The 20,306-nt window shown below is 60.1% G+C and carries 19 protein-coding genes, 1 pseudogene and 1 riboswitch; of the genes and pseudogenes, 9 read left to right on the top strand and 11 right to left on the bottom strand.

Annotated features, from left to right (window positions below; genetic code table 11):
- Window positions 1–426 precede the first annotated feature (426 nt).
- From fba to tkt, 6 genes are all read right to left on the bottom strand, one after another.
- The gene (gene fba, locus L8K08_RS21615; protein WP_242199858.1) at window positions 427–1,491 is read right to left on the bottom strand and encodes a class II fructose-bisphosphate aldolase; all 1,065 of its coding nucleotides are present in this window, start codon (window positions 1,489–1,491) and stop codon (window positions 427–429) included.
- Window positions 1,492–1,774: 283 nt separating this feature from the next.
- Window positions 1,775–2,107, bottom strand: coding sequence for an MliC family protein (locus tag L8K08_RS21610; RefSeq protein ID WP_119737525.1), 333 nt, complete (start codon window positions 2,105–2,107; stop codon window positions 1,775–1,777).
- Window positions 2,108–2,169: 62 nt separating this feature from the next.
- Entirely contained in the window at window positions 2,170–2,397 is a 228-nt protein-coding gene (locus tag L8K08_RS21605) for a hypothetical protein (RefSeq protein WP_242199857.1), read from the bottom strand.
- A 29-nt stretch (window positions 2,398–2,426) separates the two neighbouring features.
- Entirely contained in the window at window positions 2,427–3,590 is a 1,164-nt protein-coding gene (locus L8K08_RS21600; protein WP_242199856.1) for a phosphoglycerate kinase, read from the bottom strand.
- Between the two features lie 17 nt (window positions 3,591–3,607).
- Window positions 3,608–4,663: an erythrose-4-phosphate dehydrogenase gene (gene epd / locus L8K08_RS21595; RefSeq protein WP_106575626.1), complete on the bottom strand. Its 1,056-nt coding sequence runs from the start codon at window positions 4,661–4,663 to the stop codon at window positions 3,608–3,610.
- Between the two features lie 137 nt (window positions 4,664–4,800).
- Window positions 4,801–6,798, bottom strand: a complete 1,998-nt coding sequence (gene tkt, locus L8K08_RS21590) for a transketolase (protein ID WP_124418633.1) — start codon at window positions 6,796–6,798, stop codon at window positions 4,801–4,803.
- A gap of 257 nt (window positions 6,799–7,055) precedes the next feature.
- On the opposite strand from tkt, the gene L8K08_RS21585 reads away from it, so the two are divergent.
- The 5 genes and pseudogenes from L8K08_RS21585 (at window position 7,056) to L8K08_RS21565 (ending at window position 11,785) form a co-directional block, all read left to right on the top strand.
- Window positions 7,056–8,051 carry a metalloregulator ArsR/SmtB family transcription factor gene (locus L8K08_RS21585; RefSeq protein WP_242199854.1) on the top strand — a complete coding sequence of 332 codons (996 nt, stop codon included), beginning with the start codon at window positions 7,056–7,058 and terminating at the stop codon, window positions 8,049–8,051.
- Between the two features lie 19 nt (window positions 8,052–8,070).
- Window positions 8,071–9,261 (top strand): methionine adenosyltransferase, encoded by a 1,191-nt coding sequence (gene metK, locus L8K08_RS21580; RefSeq protein ID WP_099234792.1) that lies wholly within the window; start codon window positions 8,071–8,073, stop codon window positions 9,259–9,261.
- 75 nt (window positions 9,262–9,336) lie between these two features.
- Window positions 9,337–9,561, top strand: a pseudogene (locus tag L8K08_RS21575) (hypothetical protein); the annotation flags it as partial.
- Between the two features lie 95 nt (window positions 9,562–9,656).
- A complete protein-coding gene (gene ligB / locus L8K08_RS21570) occupies window positions 9,657–11,321 on the top strand; it encodes an NAD-dependent DNA ligase LigB (protein ID WP_242199852.1) in 1,665 nt (554 codons plus the stop codon).
- Between the two features lie 68 nt (window positions 11,322–11,389).
- Window positions 11,390–11,785 (top strand): DUF1090 domain-containing protein, encoded by a 396-nt coding sequence (locus L8K08_RS21565; protein WP_145157637.1) that lies wholly within the window; start codon window positions 11,390–11,392, stop codon window positions 11,783–11,785.
- Window positions 11,786–11,791: 6 nt separating this feature from the next.
- Here L8K08_RS21565 and L8K08_RS21560 read toward each other — a convergent pair whose 3' ends face one another.
- The gene (locus L8K08_RS21560) at window positions 11,792–12,241 is read right to left on the bottom strand and encodes a cytochrome c (protein ID WP_145157640.1); all 450 of its coding nucleotides are present in this window, start codon (window positions 12,239–12,241) and stop codon (window positions 11,792–11,794) included.
- Between the two features lie 127 nt (window positions 12,242–12,368).
- On the opposite strand from L8K08_RS21560, the gene L8K08_RS21555 reads away from it, so the two are divergent.
- Window positions 12,369–13,553 carry an MltA domain-containing protein gene (locus L8K08_RS21555; protein ID WP_242199850.1) on the top strand — a complete coding sequence of 395 codons (1,185 nt, stop codon included), beginning with the start codon at window positions 12,369–12,371 and terminating at the stop codon, window positions 13,551–13,553.
- A gap of 228 nt (window positions 13,554–13,781) precedes the next feature.
- Here the strand turns inward: L8K08_RS21555 and L8K08_RS21550 are convergent, their stop codons facing one another.
- Window positions 13,782–14,168, bottom strand: a complete 387-nt coding sequence (locus tag L8K08_RS21550; RefSeq protein WP_106575634.1) for an MAPEG family protein — start codon at window positions 14,166–14,168, stop codon at window positions 13,782–13,784.
- 195 nt (window positions 14,169–14,363) lie between these two features.
- Between L8K08_RS21550 and L8K08_RS21545 the strand changes: the two genes are divergently transcribed.
- On the top strand, window positions 14,364–15,623 hold the full coding sequence (locus L8K08_RS21545) for a sodium:proton antiporter (protein WP_242199849.1): 1,260 nt from the start codon (window positions 14,364–14,366) through the stop codon (window positions 15,621–15,623).
- 116 nt (window positions 15,624–15,739) lie between these two features.
- Here L8K08_RS21545 and L8K08_RS30295 read toward each other — a convergent pair whose 3' ends face one another.
- The 3 genes from L8K08_RS30295 to L8K08_RS21535 all read right to left on the bottom strand — a co-directional run bounded on the left by L8K08_RS30295 (window position 15,740) and on the right by L8K08_RS21535 (window position 17,423).
- Complete coding sequence (locus tag L8K08_RS30295) at window positions 15,740–15,871, bottom strand: hypothetical protein (protein ID WP_277933699.1); 132 nt, start codon at window positions 15,869–15,871, stop codon at window positions 15,740–15,742.
- 186 nt (window positions 15,872–16,057) lie between these two features.
- Window positions 16,058–16,942: a formate/nitrite transporter family protein gene (locus L8K08_RS21540; RefSeq protein WP_145157649.1), complete on the bottom strand. Its 885-nt coding sequence runs from the start codon at window positions 16,940–16,942 to the stop codon at window positions 16,058–16,060.
- 76 nt (window positions 16,943–17,018) lie between these two features.
- Window positions 17,019–17,423, bottom strand: a complete 405-nt coding sequence (locus L8K08_RS21535) for a hotdog domain-containing protein (RefSeq protein ID WP_064454506.1) — start codon at window positions 17,421–17,423, stop codon at window positions 17,019–17,021.
- Window positions 17,424–17,621: 198 nt separating this feature from the next.
- A riboswitch (S-adenosyl-L-homocysteine riboswitch) is annotated at window positions 17,622–17,728 on the top strand.
- Between the two features lie 21 nt (window positions 17,729–17,749).
- On the opposite strand from L8K08_RS21535, the gene ahcY reads away from it, so the two are divergent.
- Window positions 17,750–19,159 (top strand): adenosylhomocysteinase, encoded by a 1,410-nt coding sequence (gene ahcY, locus L8K08_RS21530; protein WP_145157652.1) that lies wholly within the window; start codon window positions 17,750–17,752, stop codon window positions 19,157–19,159.
- 178 nt (window positions 19,160–19,337) lie between these two features.
- Window positions 19,338–20,183, top strand: coding sequence for a methylenetetrahydrofolate reductase [NAD(P)H] (gene metF / locus L8K08_RS21525; RefSeq protein WP_145157656.1), 846 nt, complete (start codon window positions 19,338–19,340; stop codon window positions 20,181–20,183).
- Window positions 20,184–20,306 lie beyond the last annotated feature (123 nt).

Genomic DNA, 20,306 nt, shown 5'->3' with positions numbered 1-20,306 from the left:
TGGTAGAGCTTACCTCTATCCGTTTGTTTGGTTTGTGAATGGCTTTAGCTATGAGATATTAATAATATCTTCAAACATAATCCTCCAACAATTATGCCCTTCTGAAAATATCGGAAGAGTCTCCATGTCGTTCAGAAGTATCCAAATGCTATGCGTTATAATTGGACCTTCCTTAGGGACACTGCTAATAATCGCAGGCGGTCGCCCAGCGCCTTTTATTTTGGCTGCATGCATGGCTTTTTTAACAGCGTCAGTGTCAATTGCAGTCTATTTATACTTGTACAGAAAACAGCCGCCTCCCCCTATCAGTTAGTGCAGAAGCGAACGATTCATCTGGTGAGCCTCCTGTCACTTAAAAGTGTCTAATCAATTTCCAGCCACAAAAAAGCCCGCATCACTGCGGGCTTTTGTTTAAACGCCTGAGGCTCAGTTCACCTTAGCGTTCAACTCACCTTTCAGGTAACGCTGGTACATCGCTTCCAGGGAGATCGGCTTGATCTTCGAAGCATTACCGGCCGTACCGAACGCTTCGTAACGAGCGATACACACGTCGCGCATCGCGGTCACGGTGGCACCGAAGAATTTACGTGGGTCAAATTCGCTCGGGTTGGTGGCCATCAGGCGACGCATCGCACCGGTGGACGCCAGGCGCAGGTCGGTGTCGATGTTGACCTTGCGCACGCCGTACTTGATGCCTTCGACGATTTCTTCAACCGGCACGCCGTAGGTTTCTTTGATGTCGCCACCGTACTGGTTGATGATCGCCAGCCACTCTTGCGGCACCGAGGAAGAACCGTGCATCACCAGGTGGGTGTTCGGGATGCGTTTGTGGATTTCCTTGATGCGGTCGATGGCCAGCACGTCGCCGGTAGGCGGCTTGGTGAACTTGTAAGCGCCGTGGCTGGTGCCGATGGCGATGGCCAGGGCGTCAACTTGGGTCTTTTTCACGAAGTCAGCGGCTTCTTCCGGGTCGGTCAGCATCTGGCTGTGATCCAGCACGCCTTCAGCGCCGATGCCGTCTTCTTCGCCGGCCATGCCGGTTTCCAACGAACCCAGGCAGCCCAGCTCGCCTTCAACCGAAACGCCGCAGGCGTGAGCCATGGCCACGGTTTGTTGGGTCACGCGTACGTTGTACTCGTAGTCGGTTGGGGTCTTGCCATCTTCGCCGAGGGAGCCGTCCATCATCACCGAGCTGAAGCCCAGTTGGATGGAGCGCTGGCACACGTCAGGGCTGGTGCCGTGGTCCTGGTGCATGCACACCGGGATGTACGGGAACTCTTCGATGGCGGCCAGGATCAGGTGACGCAGGAAGGGGGCACCGGCGTATTTGCGGGCACCGGCCGAAGCCTGAACGATCACTGGGGAGTCGGTCTTGTCAGCGGCTTCCATGATGGCGCGCATCTGCTCAAGGTTGTTGACGTTAAAGGCTGGGACGCCGTAGCCGAACTCGGCTGCGTGGTCCAGCATTTGACGCATGCTGATAAGTGCCATTGTGTTGTCTCTCCCGATCGTGGGTCGTTAATCGTGCAAGCCTGCCGTAGCGGCGGCTGCTATTCAAGTTATTGCAGATCAAGGGGTTAAGGCTTGGCCTGCTGAATCGTTATTGCAGTGTCCGATTCAAAATCCATGTCACTTTGGAACCGGATCTACTGTGGGAGCGGGCTTGCTCGCGAAGGCGGTGTATCAGCTACCTGATGCTTACCTGACCCACCGCTTTCGCGAGCAAGCCCGCTCCCACATTTGGATCTCATCACATGAGAGATCGCGTTCTGTGTTACTGGGCCTTGCAGCCTCGCCCAATCAAATCATCGGTGGCGACCCAGTAAATCAGGCCTTCCTCACCTTTTTGGTGAAACGCCAACTGGTCGTTGCTGTACAGCACGCCCGAGGCAGCAACGTCCTGTTTAAGACGATAAACCTGGTCCGAACCGCCGAGGCGTACATCCACCTCGGAACGCGCCTGGTTGGCAAAGCGCCAGTTGACCTCGGCCTTGCTGTCGCACGTCCAGGTGGTCCACTTGTCGGCCGGCTCTGCCTTGTTGAACATATTCATGCTGCTGCAGCCGGCCAACAAGGCCAGGGCTGCCAGGGCGAAAACGCCTTTCATTGCCAATCCTCGAACGGCGACCCAAAAGGCCGCCAAAGCTGTCGGTTAGTTGATCAGACCCGTCAAGGGCAACCCTGTTCCTGACCGTTGGGCGCGGCGTCGTATTGCTCCAGCCGCTCGTTGCCGATGCGCTTGTTGATCACCGGCATGGTTTCGGCTTGCCAGTCAGCCTGGTAGCAGCTCTTTTTCTGCGTAGGCGCAGGCTCTGCAGTGGCAGGCTTCGCGCTTGGCGTGCTGCCGCAGCCGGCCAACAGGCCCGCCGCGATCACCAGTGCCAACGACTTGATCATGGGAATACTCCTTTTCCGGATCACGAGCCTTAGCCTTTGGCTCGAGTTTCCAGCACTTCAACGGCCGGCAGCACTTTGCCTTCGACGAATTCGAGGAACGCGCCGCCACCGGTAGAAATGTAGGAGATCTGGTCAGCAACGCCATATTTATCGATGGCCGCCAAGGTGTCGCCACCCCCGGCAATGGAGAAAGCCGAGCTTTCAGCAATGGCGTGGGCCAGTACTTTGGTGCCGTTGCCGAACTGGTCGAACTCGAACACGCCAACCGGACCGTTCCACAAAATGGTCTTGGACGACTTCAGCAGTTCAGCGAAGTTGGCCGCGGTTTGCGGGCCGATGTCCAGGATCATGTCGTCGGCTGCCACGTCGGCGATGAGCTTGACGGTGGCTTCGGCGCTCTCAGCGAATTCCTTGGCAACCACCACGTCCACCGGCAGCGGCACGCTGACTTTGGCCGCGATGGCACACGCGGTGTCGAGCAGGTCCGGCTCGTACAGGGACTTGCCCACCGGGTGGCCGGCGGCGGCCAGGAAGGTGTTGGCAATGCCGCCGCCGACGATCAATTGGTTGCAGATCTGGCTCAGGCTGTTGAGCACGTCGAGCTTGGTGGACACTTTGGAACCGGCCACGATGGCCGCCATTGGCTGCGCCGGAGCGCCCAGGGCCTTGCCCAGTGCATCCAGCTCTGCGGCCAGCAGTGGGCCGGCGGCGGCGACTTTGGCGAACTTGGCCACGCCGTGGGTCGAACCCTCGGCGCGGTGCGCGGTGCCGAAGGCGTCCATCACGAACACGTCGCACAGGGCCGCGTATTGCTGGGCCAGTTCGTCGCTGTTCTTTTTCTCGCCTTTGTTGAAGCGCACGTTTTCGAACAGCACGATATCGCCTGGCTTGACGTCAACGCCGCCCAGGTAGTCAGCCACCAGCGGCACGTCGCGGCCCAGGGCCTTGCTCAGGTAATCGGCTACCGGCTTGAGGCTGTTTTCGGCGGAGAACTCACCTTCGGTCGGACGACCCAGGTGGGAGCAGACCATCACGGCCGCGCCTTTTTCCAGGGCCAGCTTGATGGTCGGCAGCGAGGCCAGGATTCGCGCATCGCTGGTGACAACACCGTCCTTGACTGGGACGTTGAGGTCTTCGCGAATCAGTACGCGCTTACCTTGCAGATCGAGGTCGGTCATCTTCAACACGGTCATGGGTCGCAGTTCCTGAATTACTGTTGAGGTTGTGTGGAGGCGATGTGCAGATAATGTTCGGCAACATCCAGCATTCGGTTGGCAAACCCCCATTCGTTGTCGAACCAGGCCAGGATGTTCACCAGCCTGGGGCCGGAAACGCGGGTCTGGCTGGCATCGACAATCGCCGAATGCGGGTCATGGTTGAAATCGCAACTGGCATGCGGCAACTCGGTGTAGGCCAGCAAACCCTTGAGCGGGCCGCTGGTGGCGGCGTCGCGCAGAATCCGGTTGACCTCCGTCGCGTCAGTGTCGCTGACAGTCTGCATGGTGATGTCCAGGCAAGACACGTTCACCGTCGGCACCCGTACGGCTTTGGCTTGAATTCGCCCGGCAAGTTCCGGTAACAATCTTTCGATACCTCGCGCCAGGCCGGTAGACACCGGAATCACTGACTGGAAGGCCGAACGCGTGCGGCGCAGGTCTTCGTGGTGATAGGCGTCGATGACCGGCTGGTCGTTCATCGCCGAGTGAATCGTGGTGATCGACACGTAATCCAGGCCAATCGCCTGATCCAGCAGGCGCAACAGCGGCACACTGCAGTTGGTGGTGCAGGAGGCGTTGGACACCAGCAGCTCGTTGCCGGTCAGGCAATCCTGGTTGATGCCATAGACGATGGTGGCGTCGACATCCGCCTCGCTGGCCATCGGCTGGGAAAACAGCACACGCGGTGCGCCGGCGTCGAGAAAACGCTGGCCATCGGCACGGGTGTGGTAAGCACCGGAGCATTCCAACACCAGGTCGACGCCCAGCGCCGCCCAGTCGATGCCCTCGGGGGTGGCACTGCGCAGGACTTTCACGCAGTCGCCATTGATATGCAGACAGTCGCCTTCTACGCGCACTTCGCCGGGAAACCGGCCGTGGGTGGAGTCAAAGCGTGTCAGGTATTCGATGCTGGCCATGTCGGCCAAGTCGTTGATCGCAACAATTTCAAACCCTGCCGCCGCCCCTCGCTCAAACAGAGCACGCAAGACGCAACGACCAATGCGGCCGTAGCCGTTGAGTGCAACTTTGTAGGGACGCGGTTGGGGCATGGGGTTCTCGATCAATGTTAGTTCGGTGTTGAATGTTCTGACGCCATCGCGGGCAAGCCCGCTCCCACCTTAGACCGAGATCGAATGTGGGAGCGGGCTTGCCCGCGATAGCGCCAGTACAGACAACGCAGACTGACTTAGTCTTCCAGCAGTTCTTCAGCCTGACCCAGGATGTTTTCCAGGGTGAAACCGAACTCTTCGAACAACGCTGGCGCCGGCGCCGACTCACCGTAAGTGGTCATGCCGATCACGCGGCCTTCCAGGCCCACGTACTTGTACCAGTAGTCGGCGTGAGCCGCTTCGATGGCGATGCGCGCGCTGACCTGCAACGGCAGAACCGATTGCTTGTAGTCGGCGTCCTGGGCTTCGAACAGGCTGGTGCACGGCATGGACACAACGCGCACGTTGCGGCCCTGGGCAGTCAGCTTGTCGTAGGCCTGAACGGTCAGACCGACTTCGGAACCGGTGGAGATCAGGATCAGCTCCGGCTCGCCAACGCAGTCCTTGAGCACGTAGCCACCACGGCTGATCGCAGCGATCTGCGCGTCGGTACGCACTTGGTGCTGCAGGTTCTGACGCGAGAAGATCAGCGCCGAAGGGCCGTCCTTACGCTCGATGGCGTGCTTCCAGGCCACGGCGGATTCGACCGCGTCGGCTGGGCGCCAGCAATCCAGGTTCGGCGTGGTACGCAGGCTGGTCAGTTGCTCGACCGGCTGGTGCGTCGGGCCGTCTTCGCCCAGGCCGATGGAGTCGTGGGTGTACACATGGATCACGCGTTTCTTCATCAGCGCGGCCATACGTACGGCGTTGCGCGCGTATTCCATGAACATCAGGAAGGTCGCGCCGTAAGGCACCAGGCCGCCGTGCAGGGACACGCCGTTCATGATGGCGCTCATGCCGAACTCGCGCACGCCGTAATACATGTAGTTGCCGCTGGCGTCTTCGGCCGAGACACCCTTGCAACCTTTCCACAGGGTCAGGTTGGAACCGGCCAGGTCAGCCGAACCGCCGAGAATCTCCGGCAGCAACGGGCCAAAGGCGTTCAGGGTGTTCTGGCTGGCTTTACGGCTGGCGATGGTCTCGCCCTTGGCCGCCACTTCGGCGATGTAGGCCGAGGCTTTTTCCGAGAAGTCGGCAGGCAGGTCACCGGCCAGGCGACGCACCAGTTCGTTGGCCAACTCTGGGAATTCGGCGGAGTAGGCCGCAAAACGCTGGTCCCACTCGGCTTCGGTCGCCAGGCCTTTTTCCTTGGCGTTCCACTCGGCATAGATGTCAGCCGGGATTTCGAACGGGCCGTGGTTCCACTTCAGCGCTTCACGGGTCAGGGCGATTTCCGCGTCACCCAGTGGGGCGCCGTGGCAGTCTTCTTTACCTTGCTTGTTCGGCGAGCCGAAACCGATGGTGGTCTTGCAGCAGATCAGGGTCGGCTGCTCGCTCTTGCGCGCGGTGTCGATGGCGGTCTTGATCTCTTCCGGATCGTGGCCGTCGACGTTGCGGATCACTTGCCAGTTGTAGGCTTCGAAACGCTTTGGCGTGTCGTCGGTGAACCAGCCTTCGACTTCGCCGTCGATGGAGATACCGTTGTCGTCGTAGAAGGCAATCAGCTTGCCCAGGCCTAGGGTACCGGCCAGGGACGCCACTTCATGGGAAATGCCTTCCATCATGCAGCCATCACCCAGGAACACATAGGTGTGGTGGTCGACGATGTTGTGACCAGGGCGGTTGAACTGCGCGCCCAGGACTTTTTCAGCCAGTGCGAAGCCAACAGCATTGGCCAGGCCCTGGCCCAGCGGACCGGTGGTGGTCTCGACGCCTGGGGTGTAGCCGAATTCCGGGTGACCCGGGGTGCGGCTGTGCAGCTGGCGGAAGCTCTTGAGGTCATCGATGGTGACGTCGTAGCCGGTCAGGTGCAGCAGCGAATAGATCAGCATCGAGCCGTGGCCGTTGGACAGCACGAAGCGGTCACGGTCGGCGAACGACGGGTTGCTTGGATTGTGTTTCAGGTAGTCACGCCAAAGTACCTCGGCGATATCCGCCATGCCCATCGGGGCACCGGGATGGCCGCTGTTGGCTTTTTGCACGGCATCCATGCTGAGGGCACGAATGGCGTTGGCACGCTCACGACGGCTGGGCATCGCTGATCTCCTGGGGTTGCTTAAAAGAAACGGAAAAAAGGATCGGCATTTTCCCTCAGCCACCGCCTGCGGGCAATCACAGATAGTCACTTGAGGTGTTTTTCCTGCGGTTTGCCCGCCAATCGCCTGCAGAAAAGCCTGACCGCTTCGTCTAAAGGTTATAGCGGCTGCTTATAACTACCGATTATCGACCAATATCAAAACTTTTTGATATTGACCTTGCGGGGATATCCACCCGTCACTAGACTGCTGGCCTTATGAACCTACCCGTGCCCTCCCTGCGTCCTGACGACGGCGATGAACTGGCAGCCTTGTGCAAGGCCGCGGGTGATCCGTTACGCCTGAACGTATTGCGCGCACTGGCCAACGACTCTTTCGGCGTACTGGAACTGGCACAGATCTTCGCCATTGGCCAGTCCGGCATGAGCCACCACTTGAAGGTCCTGGCCCAGGCTGACCTGGTGGCCACCCGCCGCGAAGGCAATGCGATTTTTTACCGTCGCGCCCTGCCCCACACCGAGCTGCTCGGCGGCAAACTGCACGCCGCGCTGCTGGAAGAGGTGGACAGTTTGGGCCTGCCCGGCGACGTGCAGTCACGCATCAGCCAAGTTCATGGGCAACGCGCCGCCGCCAGTCAGGATTTTTTCTCACGGGTCGCCGAGAAGTTTCGCGCCCAACAAGACCTGATTGCCGGCTTGCCGCAATACCGCGAAAGCGTACTGGCGCTGTTGGACAAACTGGGCTTCAGTCATTCGGCCACAGCGCTGGAAGTGGGCCCTGGCGATGGCGGTTTCCTGCCGGAGCTGGCGCGCCGCTTCAAGCAGGTGACGGCGCTGGACAACAGCCCGGCGATGCTCGAACTGGCGCGCCAGTTGTGCGAGCGCGAGGCGCTGGGCAATGTCAGCCTGCAGCTGGCGGACGCGTTGAATGACACAAACCTGCGGGCCGATTGCGTGGTGTTGAACATGGTCTTGCACCATTTCGCCGCCCCCGCCGACGCCCTCAAGCAGATGGCAAATTTGCTGCAACCCGGCGGTAGCCTGCTGGTCACAGATTTATGCAGCCACAACCAGAATTGGGCCAAGGAGGCCTGCGGTGATCTCTGGTTGGGTTTTGAACAGGACGATCTGGCCCGTTGGGCCACCGCTGCGGGACTCGTTCCCGGGGAAAGCCTCTATGTAGGTTTACGTAATGGTTTCCAGATTCAGGTCCGCCATTTTCAGCGGCCGGCTGGCGACACTCACCATCGGTAAATATCAGGAAAACATCGAGATGAGCGAATACTCCCTTTTCACCTCCGAGTCCGTGTCTGAAGGGCATCCGGACAAAATCGCCGACCAGATTTCTGATGCGGTGCTGGACGCCATCATTGCTGAAGACAAGTTCGCCCGTGTGGCGTGCGAGACTCTGGTGAAAACGGGCGTGGCGATCATCGCCGGTGAAGTCACCACCACCGCGTGGGTCGATCTGGAACAGATCGTCCGTGACGTCATCACCAAGATTGGCTACAACAGTTCCGACGTCGGCTTCGACGGCGCGACCTGCGGCGTGATGAACATCATCGGCAAGCAGTCGCCCGACATCAACCAGGGCGTGGACCGCGCCAAGCCTGAAGATCAGGGCGCTGGCGACCAGGGCCTGATGTTCGGCTACGCCAGCAACGAAACCGAGGTGCTGATGCCGGCGCCGATCACCTTCTCGCACCAGCTTGTGCAACGTCAGGCCGAGGCTCGCAAAAACGGCCTGCTGCCGTGGCTGCGCCCGGATGCCAAATCCCAGGTGACCTGCCGTTACGAAGGCGGCAAGGTGGTGGGTATCGACGCCGTTGTACTGTCGACCCAGCACAACCCGGACGTGTCCTACGCCGACCTGCGCGAAGGCGTAATGGAGCTGATCGTCAAGCACGTGCTGCCGGCCGAACTGCTGACCAAGGACACCCAGTTCCACATCAACCCGACTGGCCAGTTCATCATCGGTGGCCCGGTGGGCGACTGCGGCCTGACCGGCCGCAAGATCATCGTCGACAGCTACGGCGGCATGGCCCGTCACGGCGGTGGCGCGTTCTCGGGTAAAGACCCATCCAAGGTTGACCGTTCGGCGGCCTACGCCGGTCGTTATGTGGCCAAGAACATCGTCGCGGCCGGCTTGGCCGAGCGTTGCGAGATTCAGGTTTCCTACGCTATCGGTGTGGCCCAGCCTACGTCGATCTCGCTGAACACCTTTGGCACCGGCAAGATCAGCGACGACAAAATCGTCAAGCTGGTGCGCGAGATCTTCGACCTGCGCCCTTACGCGATCACCACCATGCTTGACCTGCTGCACCCGATGTACCAGGAAACCGCAGCCTACGGCCACTTCGGCCGTACCCCTGCGCAGAAGACTGTCGGCGACGACACCTTCACCACGTTCACCTGGGAAAAAACCGACCGCGCCAACGACCTGCGCACTGCCGCCGGCCTGTAAGCACGCGCTCCCCCAAAAGCCCCGCGGGTTCGCCCGGCGGGGCTTTTTTATTGCCTGCGCGACAGGCATCACGCGTCTGGCGCCCTGAGCACTCAACCGGGAGGCAAACCCGGCGACTGCCAGCCGCAAGCCAACAACGACTTGCTGAGCGTGCAGGCTTTTAACGCCGCACAAGAGCAGGTCAAAAGTTGTAACAAACTGGCCGACGCCCAAGCCAAAGCCGACGCCAGGCAGCAAACACAGGAAGCCAAGATGGATAAGAACGACGCGGTGAAAGCGTTGGGCGATCTGTTCAAGTAGTTCGAAACACCCGGTAAAAAGCCCCGCACTGTCGGGGCTTTTTTGTGGCCGCCTGGATCACTTAGGCTGGGCGCCCCTTCCGAGCAAGGATGCTCATGATGCGTTTATTGATTGCTCTGTTACTCAGTGCCTTGCCCTTTCTGGTGTGGGCAGAAGACTGTCCCGAGGACGCCAGGTCACAGGTCAGCGCGCTGGCCAGGCAGATCACGCTGTGGGATGACAGCTACCACCGGCTCGGCCAATCCCCGGTCAGCGATGAACTCTACGATCAGGCGCGCCACCGCCTGGACCACTGGCGAACGTGTTTCCCCAACAACAGCCTGACGGCTGACAAGCCACTCGCCAGCTCGCGGGGCACACGGCCTCACCCGGTCGCGCATACCGGCCTTGAAAAGTTACTGGATGAACAGGCGGTCGATGACTGGCTCAGGACCCGGCAAGACGTATGGATTCAACCCAAGGTCGATGGTGTTGCGGTGACGCTGGTCTATCGTCAGGGCCGGTTGAGCCGGCTTATCAGCCGAGGTGACGGACGCCTCGGCCAGGATTGGTCGACTGCCGCACGCCGGATCCCCGGCATTGTCCAGCAACTGCCGGAGCCCATCGACCTGGTGCTGCAAGGCGAACTCTATTGGCGCCTCGACGCTCATGTGCAGGCGACACAGGGCGGGCTGAATGCTCGCAGCAAGATGGCCGGGCTGATGAACCGCCTTCAGTTGAGCGACACCGATGCCGCGGGGATCGGGCTTTTTGTCTGGGCCTGGCCCGACGGCCCGACCGACTTCAACGAGCGCCTGAACACCCTGGCACGCTGGGGCTTCACCGATAGCCATCGCTACAGCCAGCGCATTCAAAACATCGCTGAAGCCTCACACTGGCGCAGTTACTGGTACAACCACCCGCTGCCTTTTGCCAGCGATGGCGTGGTATTGCACCAGGCTGTGCATGCGCCCGCCAAACGCTGGCAAGCCAGTGCTCCCTACTGGGCGGTGGCCTGGAAATACCCGGCCGCCAAAGCGCTCGCGCTGGTACGTAAAGTGCGGTTCAACATCGGCCGCACCGGGCGCATTACGCCCATTCTTGAGCTGGAACCGGTGCGACTGGATGACCGGCACATTCACCGCGTGAGCGTCGGCTCCCTGAAACGCTGGCAGGTGCTGGATATCCGCCCCGGCGATCAGGTGTCCATCAGCCTTGCCGGCCATGTGATCCCCCGGTTGGAGCACGTGATCCTGCGCAACGAAAACAGGGTGGAAGTACGAGCGCCCGATGCCCGAGACTTTCACGCCTTGAGCTGCTGGCAACTGGACCCCGGTTGCGAGAAGCAATTGCTGGCCCGCCTGACCTGGCTGAGCGGCAATCAAGGCCTGGCCATGCCGCATATTGGCCGCGAAACCTGGAACATATTGATCCAGGCCGGTCTAATCGCCGGCATTCTCGATTGGTTGACCCTGGATGCGGCAGAGCTTGCTAACATTGACGGCTTAGGCGAACGCAGCCGCGCGCGGATGCTCGAAAGCATTCAAAACGCTCGGCAACGTCCCTTTGCACAATGGCTCAAAGCCTTGGGTGTACCGCCCTCGGCACGTAACGACCTGGACGGCGGCTGGCAGACCCTGGCCGCCAGAGACACCCAGGCCTGGCTGGCCACCGATGGCATCGGCCCGGGCCGCGCAGCGCAATTGAGCGCCTTTTTTCGCGACCCGCAGGTACAGGCGTTGGCTCAGACACTCCGCGAGGCGGGGATAGACGGGTTCTAACCTGGCCCGACCACTTTTTAACCAACGGCAGAATTCATCCTGCCATTTGATTGCACCCTGGAGCCTTTATGAAATTTCTTGCCCCTTTTGCCTTGTTAACGGTTGCAAGCTTCATGGCGACACCGCTGCTGGCCGCCGAAGAGGTGCCGGAACTCACCGGCTGCGCCGCCAAGCGCCAAGCCATCAGCACTCAGATCGAGCAAGCCAAGGCACACGGCAACAGCGAACAACAGGCTGGCCTTGAAAAAGCCCTGAGCGAAGTCACCGCCAACTGCACCGATGCATCCCTGAGAAAAGAACGCGAAAACAAGGTGCTCGACGCCAAGCACGAAGTCAGCCGCCGTCAGGCCGACCTCGACAAGGCGATGAAAAAGGGTGACGCGGACAAGATCAACAAGCGTAAAGACAAGCTGGCGCAGTCACGCAAAGAGCTGCAGGACGCTGTTGAAGAACTCGACCAGTAAACCCGGTCAGTGATCCCGAAACTGCTTATGGCAAGCCGTGCAGGCATCTTCGACTTTCTGCACCGCAGGCCCCAGGTTGCTGGCTTTGTAAGGCTGCACCTGGCTGGCGATCACCAGCTCACCGGTGGCCGTTTCAAGGTTTCGGGCCAACGCCTGGAACCGTGCCTGTTGTTGCCACACGCTGTCCTTGGCGCTGGTGTGATCTTCTTCGCGCACGCTCGGGAAATGCTTCCAAGGCTCGTGGGACAACGCGTCAAGCTTGACCGCGCCTTCGGCGAACTTCGCGCCATCAAAAGGAATGCGCCCACGCAACATGCCGCCCAGGTCTTCACCGGTCTTGAGCATTTGCTTGAAGATTGCCTTGCGCTGACCCAGAGGTGAATTCGGATCAACACCGCCACAAGCGGATAACGTCAGGCAGGCCAGCAATACAACGGTCAGTGTTTTAAAAGTCATGATGGCTTCAGGTCACGGGAACGGCGGCCAGTATCCTCGCCCCGCCCGTAAAGACCAATAGCCCTATTAATAATAAGGGTTGCCCAAACGTGCTGCGGCGCGGGCAATCGCTTCAGGAAGTGTTTGTATGAATGTCACCTTGAAACCCTGGAGCCGCCGCCTGGCGTGGGCTCTGCCGATCATTGCACTGCTGGCCGGCTGCGATGGCAACAAAGACGCCGGCAAAGATGAAACCGTTAAGCCCCATGCTGTCGCCACGTATGTGAGTGCACCGTGGGAAGCCTTGCCGGCTGTTTCCGACAGCGACCTGCTCGCCGGGTTTGAATCCTGGCGCAGCGCCTGCCAACGCCTGAAGGCCGACCCGATCTGGGGCGCGACCTGCGCAGCAGCGACCAGCGTGCCGGGCAACGCCCCGGCAGTGCGCAGCTTTCTCAAGGAGCGCCTGGATGTGTTCGGCCTGCGCTCGGCCGACAACACGCCGAACGGCCTGATCACCGGCTACTACGAACCGGTCTACCCCGGCAGCCTGACCGAAACCGCCACTGCCCATGTGCCGGTGTACGGCGTGCCGGATGACCTGATCATCGTCAACCTGGAAAGCATCTACCCGGAACTCAAGGGCAAGCGCCTGCGCGGCCGCCTTGAGGGGCGCGTGCTCAAGCCTTATGACGACGCCAGCACCATCAATGGCCAAGGCTCCGCCGCCAAACCGATTGCCTGGCTGACCAACCCGATGGACCTGCAGTTCTTGCAGATCCAGGGCTCGGGCCGCATTCAACTCGCCGGCGGTCGCCAACTGCGTGTGGGGTATGGCGACCAGAACGGCTACCCGTACCGCCCGATCGGGCGTTGGCTGGTAGAGCAAGGTGAGTTGAAAAAAGAAGACGTGACCATGGGCGCCATCAGCGCCTGGGCCAAGGCTAACCCGCAACGCATTCCACAACTGCTGGCGAGCAACCCCAGCTACTTGTTTTTCAGCGCTCGCCCGGACAGCAATGAAGGCCCGCGCGGCTCACTGAATGTGCCGCTGACGGCTGGCTACAGCGTGGCGGTGGATCGCAAGGTGATTCCGCTGGGCAGCCTGTTATGGCTGTCGACCACCCAACCTGACGGCTCGCCCATTGCCCGGCCCGTGGCCGCACAGGACACCGGCGGTGCAATCACCGGCGAAGTGCGCGCAGACCTGTTCTGGGGCACCGGTGATGCCGCGGGCGAGTTGGCGGGGAATATGAAACAGCAGGGCCAGATCTGGATGCTGTGGCCTAAAGGCGCAGCGTTGCCGCAGGTGCCGGATGCGCCTGCCGGTACCTGAGTGCTTTTGATAGACGCGATTCATGGTGTTGAGCACGCCCGTGTGGCGAGCGGGCTTGCCCCGCGTTGGGCTGCGAAGCAGCCCCAATAGAGGCGCCGAGCTCTTTCAGGAGGAACTGGGTGTCCGATTTTAGGGGCGCTTCGCGCCCCAACGCGGGGCAAGCCCGCTCGCCACAACAAACTGGATCGGCACAACAAGCCAGCTCACACGATGAAATCGCATCAGGCCTTAGATCGAGACAAAAAAGAAACTCGCGATCAATGCCATGCCCAATGCCCAGACCAGCGAACGCAGCATCGCCCAGTCTGCCAGGTAGCAAATGATGTACAGCAGCCGACTGGTGATAAACAGCACCGCCAGCACATTGATGGTCACCAGTGATGCCGTGCCGGCCAAGTGCGCAATGATCACTGCCGCCGCAAATGCCGGCGTCACTTCAAAGCTGTTGAGTTGCGCACTGTGAGCGCGTTTGGCGAACCCATCGAGGGTGTCCAGGAAAGCCCGAGGGTCATGGTTCTGCCGAGGCCCGAACTTGCCGCCGCTGAACTTGGCCACCCCCGTGCACAGATAAGGCAGGAAAATTGCGATCAACACACACCAGAAAGCCACCGTCATCACCGATTCCTTTTGTAGTTTTAACCAGCGGTTAGAGTTTTAGCACTAAAAATGCCACACCGCACTTAACCGCTATGAACCGCGCCACCGCCAAAGGTTCTACCGGCCTTTTGCCCTATGGCCTGCAACATCCCGCCGCTGCTGCGGTCCATCCACCCATTAACCAACGCTCACTTCACCTTCCAAGGACCCCGGATGCTTGAACTTGTCGCCGCCTTCATTTGCCTCACTACCCTGCTCACGTATGTGAACTTCCGTTTTATAGGCCTGCCGCCCACCATCGGCGTGATGGTCACTGCCCTGCTGTTCTCACTGATCCTGCAAGGCCTGAGCTTCATCGGCTACCCAGGCCTGGAGGAGCGTATTCAGCAATTGATCGGCCAGATCGACTTTGGCGATCTGCTGATGAACTGGATGCTTTCGTTCCTGCTGTTCGCCGGCGCCTTGCACGTCAACCTGAATGACTTGCGCAGTTATCGCTGGCCCATCGGCCTGTTGGCAACCTTCGGCGTGTTGATTGCCACCGTGGTCATCGGCAGCCTGGCGTTCTACATCTTTGCCCTGTTCGGCTGGCACGTGAGCTTCCTCTACTGCCTGCTGTTCGGCGCGCTGATCTCGCCCACCGACCCGATTGCGGTGTTGGGCGTGCTGCGAACGGCCAACGCATCGAAACCGCTGAAAACCACCATTGTCGGCGAGTCGCTGTTCAATGACGGCACGGCGGTTGTGGTGTTTACCGTGCTGCTGGGCATCGCGCAGTTGGGTGAAACGCCAACCGTCGGCGCCACGGCCATGCTGTTCGCCCATGAAGCGATTGGCGGGGTGGTGTTCGGCGGGCTGATCGGCTACCTGGTGTACTTGATGATCAAAAGCATCGAGCAGCACCAGATTGAAGTAATGCTGACCTTGGCGCTGGTGATCGGCGGCTCGGCGTTGGCCACCGAGCTGCACGTCTCGGCACCGATTGCGATGGTGGTTGCCGGCCTGATCATCGGCAACCTGGGCCGCAAGCTGGCGATGAACGACATGACACGACGCTACCTGGACGGTTTCTGGGAATTGCTCGATGACATGCTCAACGCGCTCCTGTTCGCGTTGATCGGCATGGAGCTGTTGCTGTTGCCGTTCAACTGGCTGCACGTATTGGCAGCCAGTTTGCTGGCGGTGGCGATCCTGCTTTCACGCCTGCTGACCGTGGCCCCGGCGATCCTGTTGCTGCGCCGCTGGCGCACCGTACCGCGCGGCACTATCCGCATTCTTACCTGGGGCGGCTTGCGTGGCGGGGTGTCGGTGGCACTGGCATTGGCCTTGCCGTTGGGGCCGGAGCGTGACTTGTTGCTGAGCATCACCTACATCGTGGTGCTGTCGTCGATCCTGCTGCAGGGTTTGAGCATCGGCAAGCTGGTCAAACACGTGACCAAAGATGAACCGGCTCCGCAGACCGATACCCACTGATGGACGCGGGCGGCGAGCTGACTTCGCCGCCCGCATTACGGTCAGAGGGTCTGCACGATGATCTGGCTTTTCAGGTCATTGAACATCGCCTCGATCATCGGCTGCATCGCCTTGAACTACGCAGGGCTGCACACCGCTTCGGGATGACTGAACGCCAGGGTGCGAAAAACCAGTACGGTGTTGCCGCTGCGCTCGTAACGGGCGTCGTAGGTAACATCCGCGCCCTTATGCGAAACGGCCTTGGGCACCTTGAGTATTCTTTTCGATGGTCACCGAGCGATCCGCCGCATCGTCCCTGGCCTGCGCCATGCCGAACACGCCCAGCGCCACGGTCAGCGCGCACCCTCAAAAAAGGGGAAACCCGCATTAAGATCCTTCTTTCATGAATGGCAAAGCCGCGCAGCGACTTTGCCATTCATTTATGACGAATCGGCTTACCGCTCCTTGTTGACCTGCTGGGGATGGCGCGGGTCTGCGGTCTCGCCCGGCAGACTGTTTTCGCTGCGAATCTGTGCGTGGCTGATCAGCGCAAAGATGAAACTGCCGCCGATGATGTTGCCGGCCAGTGTCGGGCCGGCGAACACCAGCCAAAAATCCTTCCACGGCAGTTCGCCCGCAAACACCAGGTACGAGACTTCCGCCGAACCGACGACGATATGGGTGAAGTCACCCAGCGCCATCAGGTAGGTGATCAGGATGATGATGAACATTTTCGCGCTTTCCATGGACGGGATCATCCACACCATGGTGGCGATCATCCAGCCGGAAATAATGCCCTTGGCGAACATCTGACCGGTGTCGTTTTCCATGACTTTGCGACCGATTTCGAGGAAGGCCATGTCAGTCTTGGTGTCGAAGATCGGCAAATGCAGCATCACATACGCCACCAGCAAGGTGCCGCACAGGTTGCCCACCAGCACCACTGCCCACAGGCGCAGCAAGCGTGCGGCGTTGGCCAGGGTTGGCTTGCTCATCACCGGCAGCACGGCCGTCAGGGTGTTTTCGGTAAACAACTGCTGACGGGCGAGGATTACCGCCAGGAAACCTGCGCAGTACCCGAAACTGGCGATCACTTTGAATCCTTCGCCGTCCGGTAGCCGCGAATTGAGCAGGCCCATGCCCATCAACGACAGGCCCATCGTCAAGCCGGCGGCCAGCGCCGACCACCACAATGCGGCCACGGTGCGCTCCAGTTCCTGGTCGCCCTGGGTGCGGATGATTTCATGCAGAACCGCCGCGCGGGGCGGCTGATTCTTGTCGACGTCGTGCTGTTCTTCCTGCGACAGGTTAGGGGTCTTGCCGTCTGCTTGCGTAGCCATGGTGATACCTGAACGGGGGGCGTTGTTCAAGTACGACCTTTGACCTATCAATAGCGTTCACTGGCCAGCGACAGGATTAGTCCTTGATGCCGTCTTCTTGGAACTGGTCCTTCACGTACTTGATCTCTGTGCGACCGTGGGGCGCCGGCAAGCCGTCTTCGCCGAGGTTGACGAAGACCATTTTTTCTACGGTCAGGATGCTTTTGCGCGTGATCTTGTTGCGCACTTCGCAGGTCAGGGTGATCGAGGTGCGGCCGAACTCGGTGGCGGTGATGCCCAGCTCGATGATGTCGCCCTGGCGCGAGGCGCTGACGAAGTTGATTTCGGAGATGTACTTGGTCACCACCCGTTGGTTGCCCAATTGCACAATCGCGTAGATGGCCGCTTCTTCGTCGATCCAGCGCAGCAGGCTGCCGCCGAACAGGGTGCCGTTGGGGTTGAGGTCTTCGGGTTTTACCCATTTGCGGGTGTGGAAGTTCATGTTCACTCCAAAGCGCGTTGCGAAATGATGGGCAACATCATGGCAGAGCCCAGGCCCAAGCTCTATGAGCCATTGCCTATCAAGCCCATGAACGATCTTCATATGCCCGACAGAAAGGCTTGGGAAGTCTGGCGCACACAGCTATAATCGCCACCGCTTCAAAACGGTCATCTGTGATTGATACCGTTCTCCCGCCACCTGTCCGAGGGGCGCTGCAGCAGGCTCGACCTGTCAGGCTCGGATGGGGCGTTGTCAGGCCTGGTTTATCGGGTTTGATACTAAACGCACAACGGCGCCCATTCGCACACTACGAATGGAGGCTCTTCATGAGCGCTGTAATCTCGCCTGCAGGTTTTACCGACTACAAAGTCGCCGACATGTCCCTCGCTGCCTGGGGCCGTCGCGAAACCTTTATCGCCGAATCCGAAATGCCTGCCCTGATGGGTCTGCGTCGCAAATACGCCGCTGAGCAACCGCTCAAAGGCGCGAAGATTCTCGGCTGCATCCACATGACCATTCAGACTGCCGTGCTGATCGAAACCCTGGTTGCCCTGGGCGCCGAAGTGCGTTGGTCGTCCTGCAACATTTTCTCGACTCAAGACCAGGCCGCTGCTGCTATCGCTGCTGCCGGCATCGCGGTTTATGCCTGGAAAGGCGAAACCGAAGAAGAGTACGAGTGGTGCCTGGAGCAAACCATCCTCAAAGATGGCAAGCCATGGGACGCCAACATGATCCTCGACGACGGCGGCGACCTGACTGAGCTGCTGCACAAGAAATACCCGCAGATCCTCGACCGCGTCCACGGCGTGACCGAAGAAACCACCACCGGCGTGCACCGCCTGCTGGACATGCTGGCCAAGGGCGAGCTGAAAATCCCGGCCATCAACGTCAACGACTCGGTGACCAAGAGCAAGAACGACAACAAGTACGGCTGCCGTCACAGCCTGAACGATGCCATCAAGCGCGGCACCGACCACCTGCTGTCGGGCAAGCAAGCCCTGGTGATCGGCTACGGCGACGTGGGCAAGGGTTCGTCCCAGTCCCTGCGTCAGGAAGGCATGATCGTTAAAGTCTCCGAAGTTGACCCGATCTGCGCCATGCAAGCGTGCATGGACGGTTTCGAAGTGGTTTCGCCGTTCATCAACGGCCAGAACGACGGCACCGAAGCGAGCATCGACAAGGCCCTGCTGGGCAAGATCGACCTGATCGTGACCACCACCGGTAACGTGAACGTGTGCGACGCGAACATGCTCAAAGCCCTGAAAAAGCGCGCTGTGGTGTGCAACATCGGTCACTTTGACAACGAAATCGACACCGCTTTCATGCGCAAGAACTGGGCATGGGAAGAAGTGAAGCCGCAGGTACACAAGGTTCACCGTACCGGCGCCGGTGACTTCGACCCGCAGAACGACGACTACCTGATCCTGCTGGCTGAAGGCCGTCTGGTTAACCTGGGCAACGCCACTGGCCACCCAAGCCGCATCATGGACGGTTCGTTCGCCAACCAGGTTCTGGCGCAGATCTTCCTGTTCGGCCAGAAGTACGCCGACCTGTCGCCAGCCCAGAAAGCCGAGCGCCTGACCGTGGAAGTACTGCCCAAGAAACTCGACGAAGAAGTGGCCCTGGAAATGGTCCGCGGCTTCGGCGGCGTGGTGACTCAACTGACCAAGACCCAGGCCGACTACATCGGCGTGACGGTTGAAGGTCCGTTCAAGCCGCACGCTTACCGCTACTGATATGCCTGCTGCCTGCTCCCCTTGTGGGAGCGGGCTTCTAATGTAGGAGGGGGCTTGCCCCCGATAGCGGAATGTCAGTTAACAACTATGTCGACTGATACATCGTCATCGGGGGCAAGCCCCCTCCCACATTGACGGTGTACATCTCCCGGCTCTATGAGTTTCCAAGGGTATTACCATGTCCCAAGACCGTCGCTACAGCTTCGAGTTCTTCCCGACCAAGACCGATGCTGGGCATGAAAAACTGATGGCGACTGCCAAGCAGTTGGCCAGCTACAACCCCGACTTCTTCTCCTGCACCTACGGCGCCGGCGGTTCGACCCGTGATCGCACGATCAACACCGTGTTGCAGCTGGAAAGCGAAGTCAAAGTTCCCGCCGCTCCGCACTTGTCGTGCGTGGGCGACAGCAAAGCCGACCTGCGCGGCCTGCTGACCCAGTACAAGCAAGCCGGCATCAAGCGCATCGTCGCCTTGCGTGGCGATTTGCCGTCCGGCATGGGCATGGCCAGCGGTGAGCTGCGCTACGCCAATGACCTGGTGAGTTTCATCCGTGAAGAAAGCGGCGATCACTTCCATATCGAAGTGGCGGCGTACCCGGAGATGCATCCCCAGGCACGCAATTTCGAAGACGATCTGCGGAACTTCGTGCGCAAGGCCAACGCCGGCGCCGACAGCGCGATCACCCAGTACTTCTTCAACGCCGACAGCTACTTCTACTTCGTCGAGCGTGTACGGGCCATGGGTGTGAACATCCCGATCGTGCCGGGCATCATGCCGATCACCAACTACAGCAAGCTGGCGCGTTTCTCCGACGCTTGCGGCGCTGAGATTCCGCGCTGGGTGCGCAAGCAACTGGAAGCCTACGGCGACGACGTCAAGAGCATCCAGGCGTTTGGCGAGCAGGTCATCACCCAGATGTGCGAACAACTGCTGCAAGGTGGCGCACCAGGGTTGCACTTCTACACCCTGAACCAGGCCGAACCGAGCCTGGCCATCTGGAACAACCTCAAGCTGCCACGCTGAGGCTTGCTCCGTGACTCAAAGGCCCTCGTCAATACGAGGGCCTTTTTGTTTTAAATGCGCTACATCAACGTGGCCGCGAATGCGTGTGCCAGCGCTTCTCTTTAGCGCAAGAGCGTCGTAACC

The organism is Pseudomonas sp. TREG-RG-20F-10-E-6-01 (assembly GCF_022662455.1).
Classification (GTDB): Bacteria; Pseudomonadota; Gammaproteobacteria; order Pseudomonadales; family Pseudomonadaceae; genus Aquipseudomonas.
Note: the sequence above shows the minus strand (reverse complement) of the source record. Positions and strands in the feature narration are given on the sequence as shown.